This window comes from Streptomyces sp. NBC_00083 (assembly GCF_026343295.1).
Taxonomy (GTDB): domain Bacteria; phylum Actinomycetota; class Actinomycetes; order Streptomycetales; family Streptomycetaceae; genus Streptomyces.
The window spans coordinates 1,369,752-1,390,519 of sequence record NZ_JAPELY010000003.1; the positions used below are offsets into that span (position 1 = coordinate 1,369,752).

Consider the following 20,768-nt stretch of genomic DNA (forward strand, 5'->3'; position numbering starts at 1 on the left):
AGGCGTGAGCGCTTCACCCCGACCCGAGGTCGAACTCTCCCTGACACAGGCCCGGAGCGTCGCGGTGGCCGCGGTCTTCCCGCCCGGCGACCGCGCTGACGTCCCCTCGGTACTGGGGCACCTGCATGCGGTGCAGCTCGACAGCATCAGCGTCCTGGCCCGCGCCCACCAACTCACCCTCGCCACCCGCATCCCCCACGCCACCACCGGTGACGTCGACGCCGCCCTCAACTCCGGCAGCCCGCCCGCAGCGTTCGTGTATCCCGCCCACGCGCTGAGCCTGGTGCCCCTCGCCGACTGGCCGCTGTGGGCGTTCAGACGCCGCCATACCCGCACCCGCCCCCAGTACCCCGATACCCGGCAGCGCGCAGCGCTCATCGCCCGCATCCGCGCCGACGGGCCCCTGCCGCTGCGCAGCTTGCGCACCGAGCAGACCATCACCACCGGCTGGGGCTGGGGACCTACGAAGGCCGCCCTCGAGTTCATGGTCTGGGCCGGCGACCTCGCCTGCACCCGCTACACCTCGGGCCAACGCCTCTTCGACCTCCCCGAACGCTGCATCCCCCGCCAACTGCTCGACGACAGCCTGGACGACGGCATCTGCCTCACACGGCTCCTCGAGCACGCCGCAACAACCCTCGGACTGGGCACCGTCGACGACTATGCCGACTACCTCCGCATCCGCCCCGCGACCGCCGAACGCCTGCTGCCACGTACGGCGCTCACCCCGGTCACCGTCCAAGGCTGGGGCTCCGCCTGGGCCCACCCCGCCGCGCTCGGCCGCCCCGAAGCCGCGCTCTGGGCGCCGGTCTTCGTCGGCCCGTTCGACAACCTCATCTGGCACCGCCCCCGCGTCCAGCGGCTCTTCGGCTTCACCCAGGTCTTTGAGGCGTATAAACCCGCGGCCCGGCGTGCACATGGCTACTACGTCTGCCCCCTCCTGGCCGACGGCCGTCTCATCGCCCGGGCCGACCTCGCCTCCACTTCTGCCGGCCTCACCATCCACCAAGCCTCGTTCGAACCGCACGCAGGACCCGAGACTGCCGCGCACTTCGCCAGTGCCTGCCGCACCCTGGCCACCACCACGGGCACGCACCGCATCAGCATCGAGGCCGACGCCGCCGACCCTCCCACAACAGCCGCATTGCGCAAAGCGCTGCGGTAGGCAGGGTCGAGCAGGCCACCGGATGCCGACGCGAGACCGAGAGGCAGCTGCACCGGCTCGTCCAGCAGCGCGCTAAGGACGGGGTCCTGACGGCCCGACAGGCGGAGTACCTCGACCATGGTCGGCAGATCCGCAACGGGATGGCGCACGGCCGGACCACGCACGCGGTGATGCCGCCGGCCATGGCCGTGCCGATGGTCACGACGTCGTTCGCGATCGTCTCCGAGCTCTGCCAGGCGGCGCCCGCCGGGTGATCACGGGTCGGTAACGGTGATCGGTGGAGCGTCACACCGTTGGATTTCGCGAGCTCGCGCCGAAAGCGGAGGACAAGCGGCGCCGTGCTGCTGAGCGGGAGGCGCAGCGCCCGGTGTGCTCACAGTGCGGGCGGAAGTTCTCCGACGATCGCTGGGAGGAGATCACCGTGCACCGGACCACCGTCCGGGCAGGGGACAAGACGGTGTGCGGGCCGTGCCGGGCCGACGACGTCACCCGCCGCGAGGCCGACGCGAGCCGCCCGCCGCGAGGCCGACGCGCCGCCGGAGCCCGACGACGACCCCGAGCCGGACCGGCGACGCAGCTGGTTCCGCCTGCGGACCTGACCCGTGCATGTCCAACGCTCGGCCTTCGCCAGTGCGGCTCCGTGGGGTTTCCACCAAGGTCTCGTGGGGGTCAGTGGCCGCGCTGATAGTGCAGGAGCCTGGACTGGACTTGGTCGATGGGCAATGCCAGGGCGGCTGCGATCTCTTCCCAGGACCTGCCGTCTTCCTGACACTCCTGTTCGCTCAACACCTGGTACGCCGTGGCTTGGCGGACTTCCTTGAGCTGCCGATCCAGGCGTTCCACGACCTTCAGGACGGTGAGGGGCTCATCAACTGAGAGGTTGTCCAGCTGCCTGACCAACTTGGTGACACGCTTGTCCAGCTTGTCGGGTACCTCGGCGGATGCGGCCTCTACCTGCTCCAGGTGAGCGTTCCAGTCCCGTTTGCAGTCACCGGTCGGCGGCTCCTCCACCCAGTTTTCGCCGTCGGTCGTTGCCCAGGACAGCGGATAGCGGGTTTCTCCGCGCCAGCCACAGGAGCAGGCCCCTCGTAATGCCGATGCCTGGGGGTTGCTGTACATGCCGTCATAGTCCTGCCATCGATACGACTGATGCATGTAGGCCCCGCTACCGGCATCGAAGATGGCTGGACCTGGCTCGGTCCCGTCCTCGAGCAGCACTCCCGATCGCCCTTGGTGCGACAGTCCGAATTTCCGACTAGTCCATTCCCAGTTCGTTCCCATGGTCCCTCCCGACCTCGGCATACGGTCACGAAGCCGTCACCGACATCGGCAGCATGCCGGACCGAGCGCGTACACGAAGCCCTTCTGACGAAAACGGCCAAGCCTGTACATCGGAGGACCTTGCCCTCGCCCTCCAGCCGACCGGGCACGCCCGAGCGGTCGTCCCCGACATCGGACGCCACGCCACCACCCTGCCCAAGAGCGACGGCCGCAGCGCCTTCGCCGAAGTCGTCCTCCGCGAAGCCGACAGCCGCCTATCCGCGGCTCTTCAGCGACATGCGCGGCCGCGGCCAGCGCCAGGCAGGCCTCGCCCGCACACCCTGCCCCCCTCACCAACTGCGCCCGGCCCTCTGCTTAGCTGGCTGGCGCCCGGCGGGCATGGCCTGGGTGCTGCTGGCGCGGCTGGCTGTGTCGTGGCCATGCCGGGGTTTTCTACGCGGGCGCCCGGCATGATCGAGCCTGGTCGCCGGTCGACTCCCGGGTTAGTCCTGCGGCCGGCACGCCTGACATGGCTCGATGCCCGGCTCGGTCATGGATCTGCGCCTCCATGGCGTTGAGGTAGCCGATCTCCTTGGCATAGAGGCCGCGGTTGGCCCGGTGGAGGAGGGCGACGCCGCCGTCGGCGCGGGAGGGCTGCAGTTTCCACGACACTTCGATGCGCCGCTTCTTGTCCCGCTCGCGCCAGCGCTCCTGCTCGGCCTCGAGCTGGCGGATCACGGCGCGAGTGCGTTCCAGTTGGTGCGCCTGGTATTCCTCCACGACACGGAGTTTGGCGAGGCGGGACAGTTCGGACGGCGGCGGGTCATACATGCTCAGCGCCTGCCGGCCGCTTCCACTTGCTCACGGCAGGCGGGACGACATCAACTGCTCTGAGGATCCGATCGGGGACAGGTGGTCTGCGAGGCCACCAAAGAGCCCTGAAGTTCCGGTCATGGGACGTCCATGGGCGGGCAAGGATTGCGCACGTCGCCTGTTGTTCACCGCGAGGCTCTACCCGCATAGATCCGGGGACTGGTGTCATGCCGTCAGACGCCCGGTATCCATGGCCGGGCCTGGATTCGACGGAGCCCCCACATGCCTTCGACTCACCGACTCGCGTCCGCTTTCGGGGCGTTCACGCTCGCCGCCGGCGCCGTGAGCGCCGGCACGGCCAGCGCTCACGCCACCACGTCCATCACCCCGGCCCCGGCTGCGGTCGCCGCGTCGTGTTCGCAGTCGTACCTGCCGCTGCCGGACCCGGTCTGTCAGCCGGGTGCGTTCAATCCGGATGTCACGCAGGCCACGATCGGGTCGACGATCTGCGTATCGGGCTGGACGTCCACGGTGCGTCCGCCGACGTCGTACACGAATCCGTTGAAGGTGCAGCAGATCGCGGCGTACGGGTACAGCGACACCAGTACCGCCGACTATGAGGAGGACCATCTCGTTCCCCTCGAGCTCGGGGGCGCGCCGCGGGATCCGAAGAACCTGTGGCCCGAGCCGCGGTACAGCACGGGCGGGAAGACCGCGGGGAACAAGGACACCGTCGAGAACCGCCTCAAGACCGCCGTCTGCAACGGCCAGGTCCCCCTCGACGACGCACGCCACGCGATCGCGACCGACTGGACCACCGCACTCGCAGCCGTCGGCCTGAACTGACCCGGCAGCCGACGGTAGGTCTGTGGCGGTGTCGACCCGGACGGCATCTGGTCTCGAGGCCATGCGCGCAGGTCGACCGTGACGCTCTTGCCCGGGGCGGGCCGCCCGCGAGGAAGAGCAATGCCGCGTCCTGGCTGGGTTCCTAGACGTCCGGGACGCGGCCGGCGGGGGAGTGCCGTCGTGGCGCGAGCCGGGCATCAGGCGAGGGCCCCAGTTGTTGGCGGCGTGGAAATACCCCTGCCCGGTTCGACCTGCGCCTTCTACGCTGTGTCGCATGTCGAGGCCGAAGCTCCATCATTACGTGCCGCGGGCCTACCTTGCGCGGTTCGGCAGCGATGAGCAGGTCCGGGTCCGGCGTCGACGCCCGGCGAAGACACACCTGGCCCACGTGAAGAACATCGCGGCGGAATCCCACTTCCACGATCTTCAACGACGATGGCACGCGCTCGACCGAGGTCGAGACAGAGCTCGGCAAGCTGGAGGCTCAGGGGCTCGCCGTCCTGCGACGGATCGACGAGACGAACGTGGCGCCCGATGCCGGGTCTCGTGACCGTGACCTGCTGTCTGTCTACTTGGCTGTGCAGGCGACGAGGACTCCCCGGCAGCGGACCGCGTTCCAGTTCTCGGCCGGCGTGAGTGCCTATGCCGCGGGCCGGGAGGTTGACCGGGCCTTGGTGGCGGACTACCTCACGCACCGGCACCTCGGCACCGTCCCCAGCCCGCGGGAGGCGGGAGCGGCCTGGGTCTTTTACCAGGTCTCCCGCGCGGAGACGGGCGGCGATGTCACTCCCCATGAGGCCGTCGTGCTGCCTCTGCAGATGGTGACGGCGTGCATCCCGCATATGCGCGACCGTCACTGGCGCCTGGAGACGAGCCGCAAGCCGAACTTTCTGACGTCGGATGCCCCTCTGGTGCTCTGGAAGCCGCACACAGCTGGCGACGCCTACCGCGGCTTCGGCGTGGAGAACGCACTGGAGATCAGGTTCCCCGTCAGCCCCACTTGCCAACTGGTGCTGACGCACGGAAGTGGAACGTCATCAGTGGAGGTCAAGCTCAGCCGGGTTTCCCAGTGCAACCAGGATCTCGCCGACACCTGCGACAGAACGATGGTGGGGCATCCTGAACGCCACGTGGCGCTAGACCGGGTTGAACTGGCGCGCCAAGGGCCGACGTTGCGTTTCGACTTGGCGCCAGGCGTCCGGCGGGCCCTCGACGGCACGGAAGAGCCCACCGAAGGTGAGATCCTGCACCTGTGGATCACACGCCGCTGAGGTGACACGGCAGAGGCGGGCTGTGGAGAGGGGCGCGGCCGTCGAAGGGGATGTCGAAGGCGGGCAGGACGGTCTTCCAGCGCATGGCCCAGCGGGCTTGGTCCTTTCCGGTCGGGCTCATGACCCGCCGCCTGGCCCGCGACTACCGAAGTGCCAGCCAGCTCATGAAGTGAGACACGCGTCGCGGTGCTCTGTCGGTGAGGTGGCGCGCCCAGAGATGGGCGCGGTGGGTTTGACAGAAGGACAGCGATAGAAGGACGACTCAGGAGGCGGACGGCTCGATCTCCCCCGCAAAGACGATGACCTGGTCGATGAGGCTCCGCCGCAGATGGACGATGTCCGTTCCCGCCAGGCGGGGGCCTCCATCCGGCATGGTGAAGACCCACTGGTACCGGGCCCACTCGTCAGGCATGTCCACCGCTGAGCAGCGCACCATAGTGCCAGTCCCCGCCGGGTGGCGCCGGATGTCCAGCACGAACCGCTCGACCGCCGCGATTCCTTCACTGCGGCCCAACGGCCCCCAGAAGATCACGTCTGAGGTCAAGGCCTGGGAGAGCAGGGCAGTCACATAGCTGTCGTCCGAGGCGTTGAACGCGGAGATGAACGTGTCGATCGCGGAGCGTGCCATCTCTTCCTGCATGCCCCAGTAATACCAGCCGTTGCGCGTGCGCTCGTCCCGCGAGCCGCCTTTCGATCACGGTGGACCATGCCGGTCACAGCCCTAGACAGCTACTCAAGTCGTCAACCAGGCTCCCGGTCAGGAGAGTTGGAGTTCCACTCCTCTCCGATCGACCGGATCAGGGCCGGGTACACGCCGACGTACCGGAAGGGTTTGATGGCCGCCATGTACAGGGTGCCGAGGAGTCCGTTCGGCTTCACCAGGACGGCCATCTGGCCGTGATAGGCGCCGGATTCGTCCGGTACCCAGCCGATGTGCAGCAGCGCGTGCACCGTCTTGTTGGCCATCTCGGCCGCCCACTCGTCGTGCGTCTGGTAGACGGAAGTGAACGGAGCCGACTGGAACGCGGGCCCCTGCGGCCCCTCGCGGAGGTCCTCCGGAAGCCGGTCGCGCAGGGTGGGCACCCGGGTGCCCACCCCCTCGTCGGGCTTGTCCCAGCCGAGCAGTCTGCCGAGCTTCCAGCGGGCCGTGAACAGGAAGCGCTGCACGCGGGAGGAGTCGCGCGGGTCATTGTCGCTCGTGAACTGGCGTACCAGGCGGTCGAGTTCGTCCGGGCCTCCCGGCGTCGGCAGCGCCCACACGTCCTCAACTGTGAAGTCGTCCGCGATCTCGTGGATCCGCCAGGGGCGGGACGTGTGGGCGGTAGCGGGGAGTTTCATGAACGGACCCCTGTCTATACGATGCCGTATAGATAGAGGCTAGCATCGTCTATACGGCACCGTATAGGTGATGGTCGGTGCGAGGGGAGAAGCAGCGTGGGCGCGACTCGCACGCCGCGTGGCAGGTGGATCGAGGAGGGGCTGCGGGCGCTGTCCGCTGGTGGCCCGGAGGCGGTCCGGATCGAGTTGCTGGCTCAGGCCCTCGGTGTCAGCAAGGGCGGTTTCTACGGCTACTTCAGAAACCGGGGCGCACTGCTCACCGAGATGCTCGACACATGGGAGCGCGAGGTGTCCGAAGCGGTCATCGAGCGGGTCGAGAGCGGCGGGGGAGACGCCAGGGTCAAGCTGGAGCGGCTGTTCTCCATCGCCATGGCCGGGCAGGGGCCGGCGACGGGCGTCGTGGCCGAGCTCGCGATCCGGGACTGGGCCCGGCGTGACGACGACGTCGCCCAGCGGCTGCAGCGGGTCGACAACCGGCGGATGGAGTTCCTGCGCTCGCTGTTCGGTGCCATCTGTGCCGACGAGGGCGAGGTCGAGGCCCGTTCGATGCTCACCTTCTCGCTGCGGATCGGCGAGCAATTCATCGCCGCCGAACATGCCGGCCGTAGCCGAGCGGAGGTCATGGCGCTGACCAGGCAATGGCTCCTGAGGTAGCCGCCTCCACTGAACAGAGAGCGCCAACAGGATTTGGGCATCGGGTTGTTGGTGCTCCACGACAGCTCGAGCCCTGTGATCGGGGGCGCGGACCGCAGGTCACCGGCGTGGGGGTGGCGGTCGGGGAAGAGGAGGGTCCAGCCGTTGTCCTGGGCTTTGTTGGTGAGGAGGTCGACGTGGTGGGGGGTGTCGATGTGGGTTGGGCTGAGCGTCGCAGGCCGTGGCCGGTGGCCGGGCTGCCACGGCGGGGCCGGTCCGCCCGCGTGCCGTGCCCTTGTCCGCGGTGTGCGTGGCTTGGGCCGTTGGCCTGTGGATGCTTTCAGTGGTCGCGCTGATACGGCTGGGAGGGGTTTTCGGGCTCGGGGCGTTCCAGGCGGTAGCCGTGGCCTCTCAGGGTGATGATCTGCGGGAGCGTGGCCGGGGAGGTGGCGCGGTCGGCGGCTTCGGCGAGGCGGCGGCGCAGTGCGGCCATGGTGACGTCGAGGGTTTTGGTCGGGCCGAACCAGTTCTCGTCCCAGACGTCGGCCATGAGGGTTTCGCGGGAGACTGCGGTTCCCGCGTCGCGGGCGAGTGCGGTGAGGAGTTCGAACTCTTTTGGGCGCAGGGTCACTTCGTGGCCTTGGAGTGTGCAGCGCCGTGCGGCGGTGTCGACGAGGAGGTCGCCGAGGCGGATCGGTTCCCGCGGGGGTGTGGTCGGCGTGCGCCGTCGCAGGTGTGCGCGGAGCCGGGCGAGCAGGACGGTCAGGCTGAAGGGCTTGACCAGGTAGTCGTCGGCTCCGGCGTCGAGTCCGGCGACGATGTCGATGTCGTCGGTGCGGGCGGTGAGGATGACGATGAGTAGATCGGGGTGTTGGGTGCGGAGCCGGCGTGCGACGTCGAGGCCGTCCATGTCGGGCAGGCCCAGGTCGAGGAGGACGGCCTCGTAAGGGGTGCCCTTTGATGCGGTGAGTGCACTGGCGCCGGTCCGGCTCCAGGTCGGCAGGTAGTTGTTGCTGCGGAGCCCCGTGTCGAGGTGGCGGCCGATGGTGGCGTCGTCCTCGACGATCAGAACGCGGGTGCGGGGCGTGGCGGCGGGCTGGTGCATGGGGTGCAGGGTAGGGGGTGGTGGGGTCACAGGTCGCGGAGTTCCTCGACGGCGGGTCGGCTCGTGCCACGGGCCGCGTTGAGGCCGGCAGCGATGACTGCCGCCGCGGCGCACAGGGCGGTGAGTGCCAGGTAGGTGCCGGGGACGGCGAGTGTGTCCGGTGGTGAGTCGAACACCCCGGTGAGTACCCTGACCAGCATCTCGGACAGGGCCCAGCCGATGAGGGTGCCGGCTGTGAGGCCGGCTGTTGCCACGATGAGTGCTTCGGTGAGGACCATGCCTCGCAGCTGGCGGGGTGTGGCGCCGAGCACGGTGGTGATGGCGAAGGTGCGGCGGCGTTCGGCCAGACCCAGCGCGAGGACGATTCCGCCGGCTCCGGCCGACAGGACGACGGCGAAGGCCAGTTCGATCCGGGTGAGTCCGGAGAGGTCGACCGAGGTGAGGCTGGAGCCGACGCGGTTGCGGGTCTGGGTGAGGTCGGTGACGGTCGCGGTGGTGCCGAGCCGGTCGTGTACGCGGGCGGCGACGGCCTTCTGCTGCGTACCCCCGGTGTCGAGGAGGAACGCGCCGACGGCGTCACTGCCGGTGACCCGGGCGAGGTAGGAGGCGTTGGCGACGAAGAAGCTGTCCTTGGGGGCGGTAGGGAACTCTTTGACGATTCCGGCGTAGTGGAACGGCACGGTCCGCAGGGCCTTGGTGCGGTTGTCCTGCACCTTGAGGTTGAGGGTGTCACCGGGGGACAGCTGGAAGTCGGCCACGGTCTCGGCGCTCACCAGCAGCGAATCGGGGTGCTGGGCGAGCCGGTTCATCAGGGTGCGGGCGCTGCCGCCGGAGAAGTAGGCGTCCTGCAGGGCGGTGGCGCCGGTGATGGTGTCGGGGCGTACGCCGTACAGGTCCTGGAGGTCGGTACCGATGTAGGCGAACCGGTGCTGGACCGGCTCCACATGGCGGACCCCGGGTACGGAGAGCGAGCCGGCGGCGCTCGGTGACACGTGCGCGCCGGGTGGTTCGGTGACGGTGACGTCGGCGCCGTTGGTCAACTGGGCGTCCGCCTCGGCCTGTTGCCGGTAGGTGGCGTTGAAGACGGCGGTGGACAGGGCGAAGGACACGGCGAGGGCGAGCAGCACGATCGAGCGGGCCAGGGGGCGTCGGCGCCGGCACAGAGTGGCCGCCGTGGCCCCGGACAGGGTGCCGGCCAGCGGCCGGGACACGCGGGCCAGGAGAGGGCGGCCGTGGGCGAGGCCGAGCAGGCACAGCCGCCACAGGAGGAGACCGGCGCCCGTCCACAGCAAGGCCGGACCGAGGAAGGCCCAGTACGACACGGAGATGCTCGCCACGCCTTCCGGGGCGAGGACGAGGGCGTACTGGTTGCCCGACGAGGCGCGGAAGACGAACCAGGAAGCGATCAGCAGGGCGAAATCGAGACCGATGCGGCGCCACCAGGCCGAACCGGTCCTGCGGGCCGGCCTGCGGACGTCCGCGACCGTGACGGCGCGGAGATCTCGCAGGGCAGGAGCGAGGACGGCCGCGGTGGCGACCGCGAGACCGAGTGCCACCGACAGCGCGGACCACAGGAGGGTCGCGCCTGCGCCGGCTCCGAACGAGGCGTTCCCGAAGGCGATCCGTCCCGCCAGCGCCGCGACGGCGAGCCCGAGCAGCCCGCCTGTGATGCCCGTCAGGCCAGCTTCGAGGACGGCCAGGCGCGCGATCCGGCCCGGCCGCAGCCCCCGGATGCGCAGCAGACTTTGTTCCTGACGGCGCCGTTCGCCGCCCGCGGCGGCGACCGCGGCGGTCAGCGCGGCGGCGAGCAGGGCCCCGGGCACTCCGAGGAACAGGAACAGCAGCTGCGCGTACAGGGCGTCCTGGCGAGCGGCATCAAGAGCCGCGCCGAGGTTGTCGCCGACCGCCGCGCCGCCAGAGGTACGGGCCTCCACATGGTGGGCGGCCCGGGTCACCGTGGTGAACGCGGCAGCCGGGTCGGCCGGCAGGCGGCCGTCCCGTGCCACGTGGATCTGGGTGGTGACAGCCACCGGGCCCTGCGCCGACGGCGCCGTCAGCGACGAGAACAGCGCGGCGGGCAGCAGGACCACGTTGTCGGGCGGTGCCGAGGGCTGGGACTGGCTCGGCGCGCCCACCGTCTGGAACAGGGAGTCGGCCTGCGGCAGATCGACGACACCATCGATGCGTACCGGGTGCGCCGTGGCCCCGGGCAGCGTGATCCGGATCGTGTCGCCGGGGGCGGCGTGGAGGTTGGAAGCGGTCTGCTGGGCCAGCAGAACTCCTGAGGTCTTCCCGGTCAATTGGCGGATCGCGTCGGGAAACAGCGTCCGGTACTGAGCGGGGAGGCCGAGGACCATGCCGGGGCCGGTGGTCTGTGTCGTCCCGGCGGCGGTCGCGGTGAAGGCCGAACTGCGGGCGAAGCCGACCGGGACGGCCGCGCGCACTCCGGGGGTGGTCCGCACGTCCGCCAGGATCGCGTGCGGATCGGCCCCGCCGCGTACCTCGACCTGCCAGTCCACGGCCACGGAACGCACGGCACGCTGCGTCATGGTGGCCTGCGACGCGGTGAGGAACGAGCCGAGTGCGGCAATGAGGGAGACGGCCAGCGCGATGCCGGCGACCGTCGCGAGCAGCCGTCCTGCCCGGTGGCGGACGAGTCCGAAGGTCCATGTGCCGATCATGGCGACTCCTCGGTGGCGAGCAGCCGTCCGTCGTGCATGGGACGGCGCTGGATCAGCCGCTCCGCGACGGACGGATCATGGGTGGTGACGACCAGAGCGGCGCCGATCCGGTCCGCGGCGGCCAGCAACGCGTCCAGTACGCGCTGCCCGGTGGCGTGGTCGAGCTGCCCGGTGGGCTCATCGGCGAGGATGACCCTGGGCGCCTGCGCCAGCACCCGCGCGACGGCGGCTCGTTGCCCCTGTCCGCCGGAGAGTTCCTCCGGAAGCCGGCCGGCCAGCGCGGCGGCGCCGACCAGTGCCAGCGCCGCTTCGGCGGCCTGCCGGGCACGCTCCTCGGGCATCCCGGCCAGGACGAGGGGCAGCGCGGTGTTCTCGACGACGTCCAGGGACGGGATGAGGCTGTTGCCCTGGAACACGAGGCCGATGTCGTGAGGACCGTTCGCGGCGGGCCAGGAAACGACCCCGCTGGTGGGGCGTTCCAGACCGGCCATCAGATGGAGCAGGGTCGACTTCCCCGACCCCGAAGGCCCGGTGACGGCGAGCCGGTCGCCGGCCCGGACCTGGCAGGACGAGCCGTGCACCGCCACCACCGCGTTGGGGCCGCGGCCGAAGGTCCGGGCCACGTCCCGGCAGTCGATCAGCAGGTCAGCGGAGGCCATCACGGACTCTCCCGTCCGCCATGGTGATCACCCGGTCGGCGACGCGCACCGCCTCGGCGCTGTGCGTGACGACCAGCACCCCGCATCCGTCGTCGGCACGGCTGCGCAGCAGTTCCAGAACAAGCCGCTCGCTACCGCCGTCGAGCTCACCCGTCGGCTCATCCGCCAGCAGCACCTCCGGAGAGTTGGCCAGCGCGACGGCCAGTCCCGCTCTGGCGAGCTCACCGCCGGACAGCTCTCGCGGCAGCGCCCTTGCCCGCCCTGCCAGGCCGACCTGTTCCAGCAGCTCCCCCACAGCGACCGCATGGTGTGCGCGGACCGCGCTGCGGGCCAGCCGCACGTTGTCCGTCACGCTGAGATGGGCCACCAGATTGTTCGACTGGAGCAGCACCCCGATACCGTGCGCCCGCAATCGGGCCCGCTCCAACTCCGGCCGGTGGCTGATCCGCACGCCACCGACGCGTACGTCACCTCCCGACGGGTCGTCGAGACCGGCCAGGCACCCCAGCAAGGTGGACTTACCCGCTCCCGACGGGCCGACGACGGCGACGGTCTCGCCCCGCCTGACGTGCAACGAGACACCCCGCAACGCCAGCGTCTCCTCCTCGCCCGCCCGGAAGAACCGGTAGAGCTCCCGGGCCTCAAGGGCCGCCGCTGCAGCGCTCACCGCTGTCACCGCCAGGCAAAGGAGTCGGTGACCAGGCGCCACGGGTCGACGTTGTCGGCGTGCACCGGCCCGGACAGCGTGAGGTCCACCTCATGGCCCTGGCGGAAGAACGTGTACCGCTCGTACGCGTCCCGCACCACTTTGCCGGTGACCGCGTCGGGCGATGAATCACCCTGATAGGTGAGCAGTACGGCACTGCCGCCGCGCCGGGACACCTGGGATGCGACGGGTGCGGAGAAGTGCGCCACCCGATGCCGCAGCCCGGGCACGGAATGTACGGTCACCGACCGCGCGGTGGGAGCGGTGATCGAGGCAGCGGTCGCGATCTCGATGCGATTCAGCTTGTCCGTGAACACCGTGGTGCCGCCCGGAGCGGACTGGGCCCACCCCTCGGGCACCTTCAAGGTGAAACCACCGCCGGCCGGGCGGAAAACGACGAACGCCTGGTTGTCGGGGATGTCACCGGCCGGATTCGAGTCGGCCGGCGCCGACAGACGGCTGCGCACCGCGCTCACCGAAGTGCCGGGCCCCGAGGCATGGCCCGAACCGGAGCCCGAACAGCCGGCACTCACCGCTGCGGTGAGCACACAGCCGACAACAACAAGGGTGCGTACGCGCTTCATGGCACTGCCCTTCTCGGACTTCGGACCCCGCAGAACCGCTTAGGGGCCCCGGGACGGCCGGTCATGCCAGCAACGCTAGGGAGCCGACGGTTAACGCCCCGCCCAATGAGGGTTAGACGACGGCAAAGCCGCGAGGCGAGACCCGGCGGACGCGCCGGGACCCCTCACCATGAAGGAATGAGACAGCGTGTGGTGCGGGTGGCCGTGACAGCGGTGCTCATCGCCCTGGTCCTGCTGGCCGTCCCTCTGGGTCTCGCGATCAGGTCCTCCTTCTTCGCCGACGAGCGCGACGCCCTCGAACGCGCAGCGCTCGCCGGTGCCGTCCGCGTCAGCCCGGACTTCGCCACCGGCGACCCGGTGGAACTGCCCGCGGCCGCGGCGGGCCAACAGCTGGGTCTCTACGGCCCCGGCCCGCGCCTCAAGGGCGGCTCCGGGCCGCCGAGCGGGGATCAGGCGGTGCGGCAGGCCCTCGCCACGGCAGAGGTGAGGTCGCGGACCGGGACCAACCTGGTCGTCGCCGTACCCGTCTCGCACAACGAGCGGGTCATCGGTGTCGTCCGCGCCTCGACAGCCACCCAGGACATCTGGCGACGCATCCTCGCCGGCTGGGGAGCACTGCTCGCCGTCGCCCTGATCGCACTGGCCGTGGCCATACTCGTCGCCCGCCGCCAGGCACGCGCGCTCACCGCACCTCTGGAAGACCTCTCACGTCAGTGCCGAGCCGTCACCGACGGCGACCTGACCGCCCGCGCCCGGCCCAGCCCCATCGCCGAGATCGACCAAGTCGCGCACACGCACAACGACATGCTGCACAGCCTCACCGAACTCCTGCAACACGAGAAGAACTTCACCGCCAACGCCTCCCACCAGCTGCGCACACCGCTGACAGGCCTGCAACTCACCCTGGAATCGGCCCTCGCCCAAGACGGCGACTCCCGGCTGCGCCCCGCCATCGAGGAGGCCCTGGCATCCACCCGCCACCTCCACCGGACCGTGGAAGACGTCCTCCGCCTGACCAGAACCCCCCGCCACCACACGGCAGCCACCGCCCGCGAATCGGTGGGCCGGGTCCTCGATGACGTCACGAGCCGCTGGCACGGCCTCTTCGCCGGTGACGGCCGACGCCTCGCGATCTCCGCACCCGACGCCACCACCGACGCGCTCATCGCCGGCAGGGCTGTCACCCAGATCCTCGACATCCTGCTCGAGAACGCCCGGCTCCATGGCCGAGGGGCGGTGGAGGTGACGGTACGGGACTTCGACGACACTCTCGCCTTCGACGTCGGCGACGAGGGAACGCTGGAGGAGGCCCCCGCTCAGCTGTTCACACGGGGCCATACGACCGGCCCCGGCGAAGGCATCGGCCTGTCGCTCGCCCAGGACCTCGCGGGCACCCTGGACGGCAGACTCTCGCTGGTTTCGTACGCACCCACCCGCTTCACCCTGCTCGTCCCCCTGGGCCACCCCGGCGGCGTGACGGGGGAGAACTCTCCCCCCTTCGATTGATCACGATGTGGTTACGGCGGAGAGGTTTTCCGAGGCTGGCGTCACACGAAGCCCGAATTCCGCGCCGATAGAAGGTGAATGGCGGGATAGGTCTCGCCCCACCTTCAGGAGCACCCTGTGGCGAGCACCGCAGACGAGCCCGAGCAGACCCTTGACCAGCCCGGCATGGCCCCCTCCGTGGACCCCTCCATCGCCCCCTCCGCGCCACGCACTCAGCGACCGGGCGTTTTGGCAGGTCAGGCCCGGCGGACAGGGGGTCGGCGCAGCGTCGACAACCCTCATGTAGATGTAGCAAGGAGCCCTGAGCACCGGAGGACTGCGACCGGACCTCGACGCCGGGAGTTGCTGCAAGCGCTGGGGATCTTCCAGCGGGCTACGCCCGACCAGTTGTGGAAGCTGACCCGTCCGGGCAACAAGCACGACAAGCTCGTGCGGGACAACCTCCTGGATCTGGAGGACCACCACATGGTGAGGCCCGAACTGGTGAGGGACGACCAGCGACAGGTGTGGGTGCTGACCAAGCGAGGCCACGGCGAGGCGAAGCAGCTGCTGGAGCCGAAGGGCATACGGGTCTCTGCGCTGCGCGAGAAGAAGTACCACCCGGTGACCGGGAAGCTGCTCGGTGCCGGCTACGACGACCACGCCGCGGCGGTCACCTCGACCGCCGCCGAACTGCACGTCGCGGGCATCGGTCACCGGCTCGGCTTCCAGACGGAGATCGCGCACCGGCTCGGCAACGGCTACGTGCAGCGGGCGGACCTGGTGGTGCGGGCGCCGGAGGCCGGGGTGCCGGTGATGCTGCTGGAGATCGACCGCCGCAGCGAGGACGCGCACGACCTGGTCGTCAAACTGCAGCGGTATTGGGAGTGGGGCCGGCTGCTCCCGAAGGACGCGGCCAAGCGCACCGTGGACCTGGTCCGCTCCCGGCCGGACGCGATCGAGCACGTCGACCACGACAAGCGGCTGTGGCGCAGGTTCTACCCGCCGACCGGCCGGGAGGGCCTGGTCCCGCTGGCGTTCGTGTTCGCGGACACCACCGAGGAGAAGGTCGACAACGCGGTCGCCGTGCTCGAGGAGGACGGCCGCCGCTACTGGGCGCCGCGCCGGTACGACTCCCTCTACGAAAAGGCCATCACCGCGCTCGACTACCGCCAGGCGGTGCCCGTCGTCGTCACCACCCTGGAGCAGCTCCAGGAGCACGGCGCGGGCGCGGCGGTGTGGCGGCGGCTGGGACGGACGGGCGAGCAGACGCTGACCGCCGCGCTCGACAACCCCGACGGCCACTACCTCTACCGCGCCCAGGAGGCCCGCGCCGACGCGGAGGACAAGCGGCGCCGTGCCGCTGAGCGGGAGGCGCAGCGCCCGGTGTGCACGCGGTGCGGGCGGAAGTTCTCCGACGAGCGCTGGGAGGAGATCACCGTGCACCGGACCGCCGTTCGGGCGGGGGACAAGTCGGTGTGCGGGCCGTGCCGGGCCGAAGACGTCGCCCGGCAGGAGGCCGCCGCCGAAGCTGCCCGCCTTGCGGCCGCCGCGCCGCCGGAGCCCGAGGACGACCAGGAGCCGAACCGGGTCCGCGGCTGGCTCCGCCGGCGGACCTGACCCGGGCAAGCCACCCCGCCGGGCCGGGCGTGAGCGTGAGTGCCCCGCCCGGCGGGACCACCCGGGAAGTCGCGGCGCCGCCGTGCGGGAGGGGACAGCCTGAGCCCGGCTGTACGCCGGTGCCGGGCCGTAGACAGGGTTCATGAGACGCAACAGAGAAGAGACCGCGCCGGATCCGGCGGGCGACCTGTGGCACGCCCTGGTCCAGCTTCACCACACCCATCCCGACGCGGTGGGCCGCGTCGGGCCGCTCGCCCGTCCGGCCGGGCTGCTGACCTTCACCGCCGCCGCCGACACGATCCTCGCAGCCCGCGTGCAGCTGACCGGCGCGGAGACGATGCGCGAAGTGAACGACACCCTCCGCGCGATGACCGAGAACCTTCCCCACGCTCACTTCACCGGCCCCGGCGTCGCCCTGGAAATCACGCTCAGCAGACGGCAGGAGCTCCCGATCCACACCGCGCACATCACCGGGCTCACCCGGCTCTTCCAGGACGCCACCTACAGCATCAGCCCCCGCGACGATGCCGGGAGCGGCTACTGCTTCCACTGCGACGGAACCGGGCTCGCCCGCTCCCTGTGGGAGCCAGCTGGTTGTTGACGAGGCGGCTTGCTCACTCGCACAGCACGCGCGGGGCCGCCGGGGACTTCGCCCATTCGAGGGAACCGGCGGCTGGTGGCTTCGGCCGATGGGGCTGCGCCGGTTAGCATCCTGCCCGGCTAGTGCGTACTGCCGATCACCGCCCGCTTCCGGAGCCACGCCACCGGACGTGGGGGTCAAGGTCCTGCGGGGCCCGCTCCTTCCCGTTCTGCGTTCCGTCGTGTCCACGGCAGTCGTACGAGCCGGAGTCGGGGGCGTGGCCCGGCCCGGCAGAGGAGTACGTCATGCCGAAGAACCAGTCCACCGCCGCGCAGTCCGCCCGCCGGGCGAGCCAGGCCGGGGGCAAGTACACCGAAGCCCTGCGTCGCGCGACCAGCGATACGCCGCCCGCACCGCACGTCCTGCGGTTCCTGGCGGAGCGCTCGGGCCACCTCTACCACCTGGTCGGCGGGATCGCGGCGGCCTGGGCGCACAACGGACAGCGGGTCCTGCTCCTCGAGGAAGCCGAGGACTACTGGCGCTGGACCATGCGGCCCCGCAGTCGGGGCCGCCGCAAGAAGGAGACCGGGCCGGCCACCCCGCCCGAGCCGACGACCAGCACGCTGTGGGCCTCGCCGGACGGCCTCGGTCGCCTGACACGCCACACCTGCATGTGGCAGGTCCGCCACCCCTCGCAGGAGAGCGACCGCGGCTTGCCCCGCACCGACCGCAGTCCGCTTGCGGCAGCGGTGGCCGACGCCCAAGACGCCTACGACGCGATCGTCCTTTTGCCGACGAACTGGTACTACCCCGACCGTGAGAACGCGACGGCGCACGTCGTTCTCGGGGAGATCGACATCTTCCCGAACACCGACTGCAGGACCGCGCTGCCCGGTCCCGGTGGCGAAGAGACGGGCGTGCCGCTGAGCCCCGAGCAGAGCGCGGCGGTTCTGCGCGAGCGATGTCTGGGATTCCTCTTCGGATCCCCGCACCTCCCCATCGCCCTGGACGGGGTGATCTGGCAGACGAACGGCGAGCCGCCCGTCGACGCGGCCTACCTGGCTGGCGTCGACCAGGACATGGACCGCGCCGGACTCCGTCCTCTGGGCTGGACGTTCGCCGGGCACTGGTCTATCCCGCACAAGCAGCTGCCCGAGCCCGACCAGATGAAGGACCCCGACTTCGTCCAGCAGTACCAGCCCATCGCCAGACTCCTGCGCACGGCGCTGAACGCCCGCCCCGTCGGCAGAAACTGACTCCAGAGGGCTGGCCCCGCGCCCCGGCCCGTGGGCCAGCCCGCCGAAGTTCTCGTTCCTCTTGACCGGGAGTGCCGGTGCGCGGGACGGTCAGTTACGCAACTCTCCGCAACTGGCTTTCTCCGGAGGCGATCATGGCGTTACTTTTCTTCGGCACGGACCCGAACTCGGGCGGTGGGAACTGCCCGGCGGTGTGGGTGGACACCGACACCGCGCAGGGGCCGGAACTGGTTCTGCAGGGCAAGTTCGCCGACGCGGCGACCCGGGCCAAGTGCAGCCAGGACAGCCCGCCGGCGGATGACGAGGGAGTTATCCGGCTCTCCGCGCGGATGATCGACCAGATCAGGAAGGCGTGCGATGCCGCAGAAGCCGCCGGCACCCAGCTTTGAGGACCTGCTCGACTCCGCCCAGCGGCACGCTCTGCACCTGGAGCTACGTGACGCCTACGCCGTGGGGGAGGAGCGGGAGGTCTACGACATCTTCCAGAAGGACGGGAGCGTGCCTGCGGACGACTCGGCGTACTGGAGCGGGTGGCTGCCGCTGGTGGAGCGGACCGTAGCCCGCGGGGTGAAGGTGCTGCGGGCCCGCATCGTGTCCGAGCCCGTCACCGACTACATCCGCTTCGAGCACGCCATCACCGACGCCAACCTGCGCGCCGGGGAGGATGTCCGCTGGCTGTCCCGCCGCCGCGCCTCCACCCTTGCGCTGCCGGGCAACGACTTCTGGCTCATCGACGACCGGGTCGTGCGGTGGAACATCTTCTCCGGCGACGGCGAGGCCCTGGAGCCCGACCACACCGAGGACCCGCAGGCCATCAAGCTGTGCGCGGAGGCGTTCCGCTCGGTGTGGGACCTGGCCACCCCGCACGCCGACTACCGCATCTGACCCACGCACAACCAAGGGCCGCCATCTCATGACGACCACCTCTCCATCGTCCAGCGCCCAGTCGGCCCGCGAGGCGCTCGCCGTGCGGCTCACGCACCTGCGCAAGGACGCCGGCCTCACCGGGAAGGAGCTCTCCGCCCGGTGCGGCTGGCACCCCGCGAAGACCACCCGCATCCAGAAGGGTGCGGCCCTGCCCTCGGACGCCGACATCCGGACCTGGTGTTCGGCGTGCGGCGCGGATGACCAGGCGCAGGACCTCATCGCTACCGCCCGCGCCGTCGACTCGATGTACATGGAATGGCGCCGCCTCCACCAGGGCGGCATGCGCCAGGTCCAGCAGGACTGGTACGACCTGCACGCCCAGACCCGCATCTGCCGCGTCTACCTCTCCAACGTGCCCCCGGGCTTCCTCCAGACCCCGGCGTTCGCGACCGCCCTCATGCACCAGATCACCCGCTTCCAGGGCACACCGAACGACGTCGCCGAAGCCGTCGCCGCCCGCGTCGCCCGCTCTCGCTTCCTCTACGAGGGCGGCCACCGCTACGTGGTCCTCATGGAGGAGTCGGTCCTGCGCTTCCGCACCGCCGAACCCGAGGCGATGCGCGGGCAGCTGCGCCACCTCCTGACGGTGATGCCGCTCGCCTCCCTCTCGTTGGGGATCATCCCGTTCACCGCGCAGCGCACCGTGTGGCCGCTGGAGGCGTTCTACGTCCACGACGACACCAGCGCCGTGGTGGAGACGCTGACGGCGGAGATCAAGGTGACCCAGCCGCGCGAGATCGCCGACTACATGAAGGCGTTCACCGGCCTCGCGGAGATGGCCGTCTACGGCGACGCGGCCCGCGCCCTGATCCGGGCCGCGATCGACGCCCTGGAGTGAAGCAGCCGCAATTACCCGCAATCTCGTTGAGGCCATCCGCCGACGCTGCGTAGCGTCGAAGTCACCGACGGACCACCAGCCGGAGAGGCGGGGCCGCATGCGCGCACACCACGACACCACCGCCCCGGCCCCGGAGGGCCGCGGCCTCCAGCCGCCCGCCTACGGCGTTCCCTCCCCGGCCCTGCTGGCCCGCGCGGACCGCGGCTTCGCCCGGTTCCTCGCCCAGCAGAGCGAGGACCAGGACGACGGGGACGGCTGCGGCAAGGACACCCAGCGGTGACCGCCGGCCACCCGCGCGATGACGCTCCAGCAGCGAGGCCCGCCATGCACACCAGCACCCACACCGTCCTGTACGACCCCGACGGGCTGATTGAGGCGGAGCTCCCACTCGACCGCGAGCCGTACGAGTGCCTCGTCACGGCAGTCCTCGCCTGGACCGGCGAGGACACGCTCGCCGAACGCGACTACGAGCAGATCGCCCTTCAGCTGACCGGCCACGCCCGCGCCGTCGCCTCCGACGTACGGCGCCGCGCCGACCAGATGCCCAAGAGCAGCGGGCGCCGGGCGCTCGCCGACGTCGTTCTGCGCGAGGCGGAAGGCCGACTGTCCGCGACGATCGAGGGCACCGTGCACTGCGTACAGAACCGCGCCCGCCTGGTCCGCGCCCTCTACGAACGGCTGGACCGGCTGGAGGCAGCCCTCGCCCCGGACAGGGCTGCACCGACCGTCGGCTGACCCGCGCTTCCAAGGCGGACAGAGGCTGGTCCGTCTCATCGAATTGGCACACCTTCGGTGAGACGGGTCGGCTGCGCATCTATACCGAGAAGATCAACTGTGGGCCTGGCATCACTCCTGGGCGGAGGCGGTCAGCTCCATCATCGCCTGGGCGTAGGTTGCGCCGTCAATTTCCTCTTCGTCGTACTGGCGCATCAGCTCGTCGATCTTGGCCTTCAGCTCTGTCCGGTCCATCGTGATCTCCCAACATGTCAGTGCTGCAAGGT

23 protein-coding genes and 1 pseudogene are annotated in these 20,768 nt (G+C 70.4%); 13 read left to right on the forward strand and 11 right to left on the reverse strand.

Annotated features, from left to right (window positions below):
- Positions 1–4 precede the first annotated feature (4 nt).
- Positions 5–1,165, forward strand: a complete 1,161-nt coding sequence (locus OOJ98_RS29965) for a crosslink repair DNA glycosylase YcaQ family protein (protein WP_267058185.1) — start codon at positions 5–7, stop codon at positions 1,163–1,165.
- A 669-nt stretch (positions 1,166–1,834) separates the two neighbouring features.
- Here OOJ98_RS29965 and OOJ98_RS29970 read toward each other — a convergent pair.
- Together OOJ98_RS29970 and OOJ98_RS29975 are read right to left on the reverse strand one after the other, a co-directional pair.
- Complete coding sequence (locus OOJ98_RS29970) at positions 1,835–2,383, reverse strand: hypothetical protein (protein WP_267058186.1); 549 nt, start codon at positions 2,381–2,383, stop codon at positions 1,835–1,837.
- A gap of 495 nt (positions 2,384–2,878) precedes the next feature.
- Positions 2,879–3,205 (reverse strand): hypothetical protein, encoded by a 327-nt coding sequence (locus OOJ98_RS29975; RefSeq protein WP_267058187.1) that lies wholly within the window; start codon positions 3,203–3,205, stop codon positions 2,879–2,881.
- A 315-nt stretch (positions 3,206–3,520) separates the two neighbouring features.
- Here OOJ98_RS29975 and OOJ98_RS29980 point away from each other — a divergent pair, with 315 nt between their 5' ends.
- Both OOJ98_RS29980 and OOJ98_RS29985 read left to right on the forward strand, forming a co-directional pair.
- Positions 3,521–4,084, forward strand: coding sequence for a hypothetical protein (locus tag OOJ98_RS29980; protein ID WP_267058188.1), 564 nt, complete (start codon positions 3,521–3,523; stop codon positions 4,082–4,084).
- A gap of 274 nt (positions 4,085–4,358) precedes the next feature.
- A pseudogene (locus OOJ98_RS29985) lies at positions 4,359–5,355 on the forward strand (DUF4238 domain-containing protein).
- Here OOJ98_RS29985 and OOJ98_RS29990 read toward each other — a convergent pair.
- The 3 genes from OOJ98_RS29990 to OOJ98_RS30000 form a co-directional block, all read right to left on the reverse strand.
- A complete protein-coding gene (locus OOJ98_RS29990) occupies positions 5,342–5,476 on the reverse strand; it encodes a hypothetical protein (protein ID WP_267058189.1) in 135 nt (44 codons plus the stop codon). The pseudogene OOJ98_RS29985 and the gene OOJ98_RS29990 sit on opposite strands and share 14 nt — an antisense overlap.
- Positions 5,477–5,617: 141 nt before the next feature.
- Positions 5,618–5,995, reverse strand: a complete 378-nt coding sequence (locus OOJ98_RS29995) for a nuclear transport factor 2 family protein (RefSeq protein ID WP_267058190.1) — start codon at positions 5,993–5,995, stop codon at positions 5,618–5,620.
- A 101-nt stretch (positions 5,996–6,096) separates the two neighbouring features.
- Positions 6,097–6,693: a DUF2867 domain-containing protein gene (locus OOJ98_RS30000; RefSeq protein ID WP_267058191.1), complete on the reverse strand. Its 597-nt coding sequence runs from the start codon at positions 6,691–6,693 to the stop codon at positions 6,097–6,099.
- Between the two features lie 96 nt (positions 6,694–6,789).
- Between OOJ98_RS30000 and OOJ98_RS30005 the strand changes: the two genes are divergently transcribed.
- On the forward strand, positions 6,790–7,347 hold the full coding sequence (locus tag OOJ98_RS30005; protein ID WP_267058192.1) for a TetR/AcrR family transcriptional regulator: 558 nt from the start codon (positions 6,790–6,792) through the stop codon (positions 7,345–7,347).
- A gap of 319 nt (positions 7,348–7,666) precedes the next feature.
- Here OOJ98_RS30005 and OOJ98_RS30010 read toward each other — a convergent pair whose 3' ends face one another.
- From OOJ98_RS30010 to OOJ98_RS30030, 5 genes are read right to left on the reverse strand one after another with little or no spacing between them, the layout of a single operon-like run.
- Entirely contained in the window at positions 7,667–8,431 is a 765-nt protein-coding gene (locus OOJ98_RS30010; RefSeq protein ID WP_267058193.1) for a response regulator transcription factor, read from the reverse strand.
- Between the two features lie 26 nt (positions 8,432–8,457).
- Complete coding sequence (locus tag OOJ98_RS30015) at positions 8,458–11,112, reverse strand: ABC transporter permease (protein ID WP_267058194.1); 2,655 nt, start codon at positions 11,110–11,112, stop codon at positions 8,458–8,460.
- Positions 11,109–11,771, reverse strand: a complete 663-nt coding sequence (locus tag OOJ98_RS30020; protein ID WP_267058195.1) for an ABC transporter ATP-binding protein — start codon at positions 11,769–11,771, stop codon at positions 11,109–11,111. The genes OOJ98_RS30015 and OOJ98_RS30020 overlap by 4 nt, the downstream gene beginning before the upstream one ends.
- On the reverse strand, positions 11,758–12,438 hold the full coding sequence (locus OOJ98_RS30025; RefSeq protein WP_267058196.1) for an ABC transporter ATP-binding protein: 681 nt from the start codon (positions 12,436–12,438) through the stop codon (positions 11,758–11,760). Before OOJ98_RS30025 ends, OOJ98_RS30020 begins: the two co-directional genes overlap by 14 nt.
- A 5-nt stretch (positions 12,439–12,443) precedes the next feature.
- Positions 12,444–13,061 (reverse strand): hypothetical protein, encoded by a 618-nt coding sequence (locus OOJ98_RS30030; RefSeq protein ID WP_267058197.1) that lies wholly within the window; start codon positions 13,059–13,061, stop codon positions 12,444–12,446.
- A gap of 177 nt (positions 13,062–13,238) precedes the next feature.
- On the opposite strand from OOJ98_RS30030, the gene OOJ98_RS30035 reads away from it, so the two are divergent.
- From OOJ98_RS30035 to OOJ98_RS30075, 9 genes are all read left to right on the forward strand, one after another.
- Positions 13,239–14,567, forward strand: a complete 1,329-nt coding sequence (locus OOJ98_RS30035; protein WP_267058198.1) for a HAMP domain-containing sensor histidine kinase — start codon at positions 13,239–13,241, stop codon at positions 14,565–14,567.
- Between the two features lie 342 nt (positions 14,568–14,909).
- Entirely contained in the window at positions 14,910–16,166 is a 1,257-nt protein-coding gene (locus OOJ98_RS30040; protein WP_267058199.1) for a replication-relaxation family protein, read from the forward strand.
- Between the two features lie 142 nt (positions 16,167–16,308).
- Positions 16,309–16,767 carry a hypothetical protein gene (locus OOJ98_RS30045; protein ID WP_267058200.1) on the forward strand — a complete coding sequence of 153 codons (459 nt, stop codon included), beginning with the start codon at positions 16,309–16,311 and terminating at the stop codon, positions 16,765–16,767.
- 284 nt (positions 16,768–17,051) lie between these two features.
- Complete coding sequence (locus OOJ98_RS30050) at positions 17,052–18,002, forward strand: hypothetical protein (protein WP_267058201.1); 951 nt, start codon at positions 17,052–17,054, stop codon at positions 18,000–18,002.
- A 77-nt stretch (positions 18,003–18,079) separates the two neighbouring features.
- Positions 18,080–18,391, forward strand: coding sequence for a hypothetical protein (locus OOJ98_RS30055; protein WP_323177948.1), 312 nt, complete (start codon positions 18,080–18,082; stop codon positions 18,389–18,391).
- Positions 18,360–18,887 (forward strand): DUF6879 family protein, encoded by a 528-nt coding sequence (locus OOJ98_RS30060; protein ID WP_267058202.1) that lies wholly within the window; start codon positions 18,360–18,362, stop codon positions 18,885–18,887. Before OOJ98_RS30055 ends, OOJ98_RS30060 begins: the two co-directional genes overlap by 32 nt.
- A 28-nt stretch (positions 18,888–18,915) precedes the next feature.
- Positions 18,916–19,767 carry a Scr1 family TA system antitoxin-like transcriptional regulator gene (locus tag OOJ98_RS30065; protein WP_267058203.1) on the forward strand — a complete coding sequence of 284 codons (852 nt, stop codon included), beginning with the start codon at positions 18,916–18,918 and terminating at the stop codon, positions 19,765–19,767.
- Between the two features lie 97 nt (positions 19,768–19,864).
- On the forward strand, positions 19,865–20,047 hold the full coding sequence (locus OOJ98_RS30070) for a hypothetical protein (protein WP_267058204.1): 183 nt from the start codon (positions 19,865–19,867) through the stop codon (positions 20,045–20,047).
- Positions 20,048–20,091: 44 nt separating this feature from the next.
- A complete protein-coding gene (locus OOJ98_RS30075; protein WP_267058205.1) occupies positions 20,092–20,502 on the forward strand; it encodes a DUF6415 family natural product biosynthesis protein in 411 nt (136 codons plus the stop codon).
- A 111-nt stretch (positions 20,503–20,613) separates the two neighbouring features.
- Here OOJ98_RS30075 and OOJ98_RS30080 read toward each other — a convergent pair whose 3' ends face one another.
- Positions 20,614–20,736: a hypothetical protein gene (locus OOJ98_RS30080; RefSeq protein WP_267058206.1), complete on the reverse strand. Its 123-nt coding sequence runs from the start codon at positions 20,734–20,736 to the stop codon at positions 20,614–20,616.
- Positions 20,737–20,768: the final 32 nt, after the last annotated feature.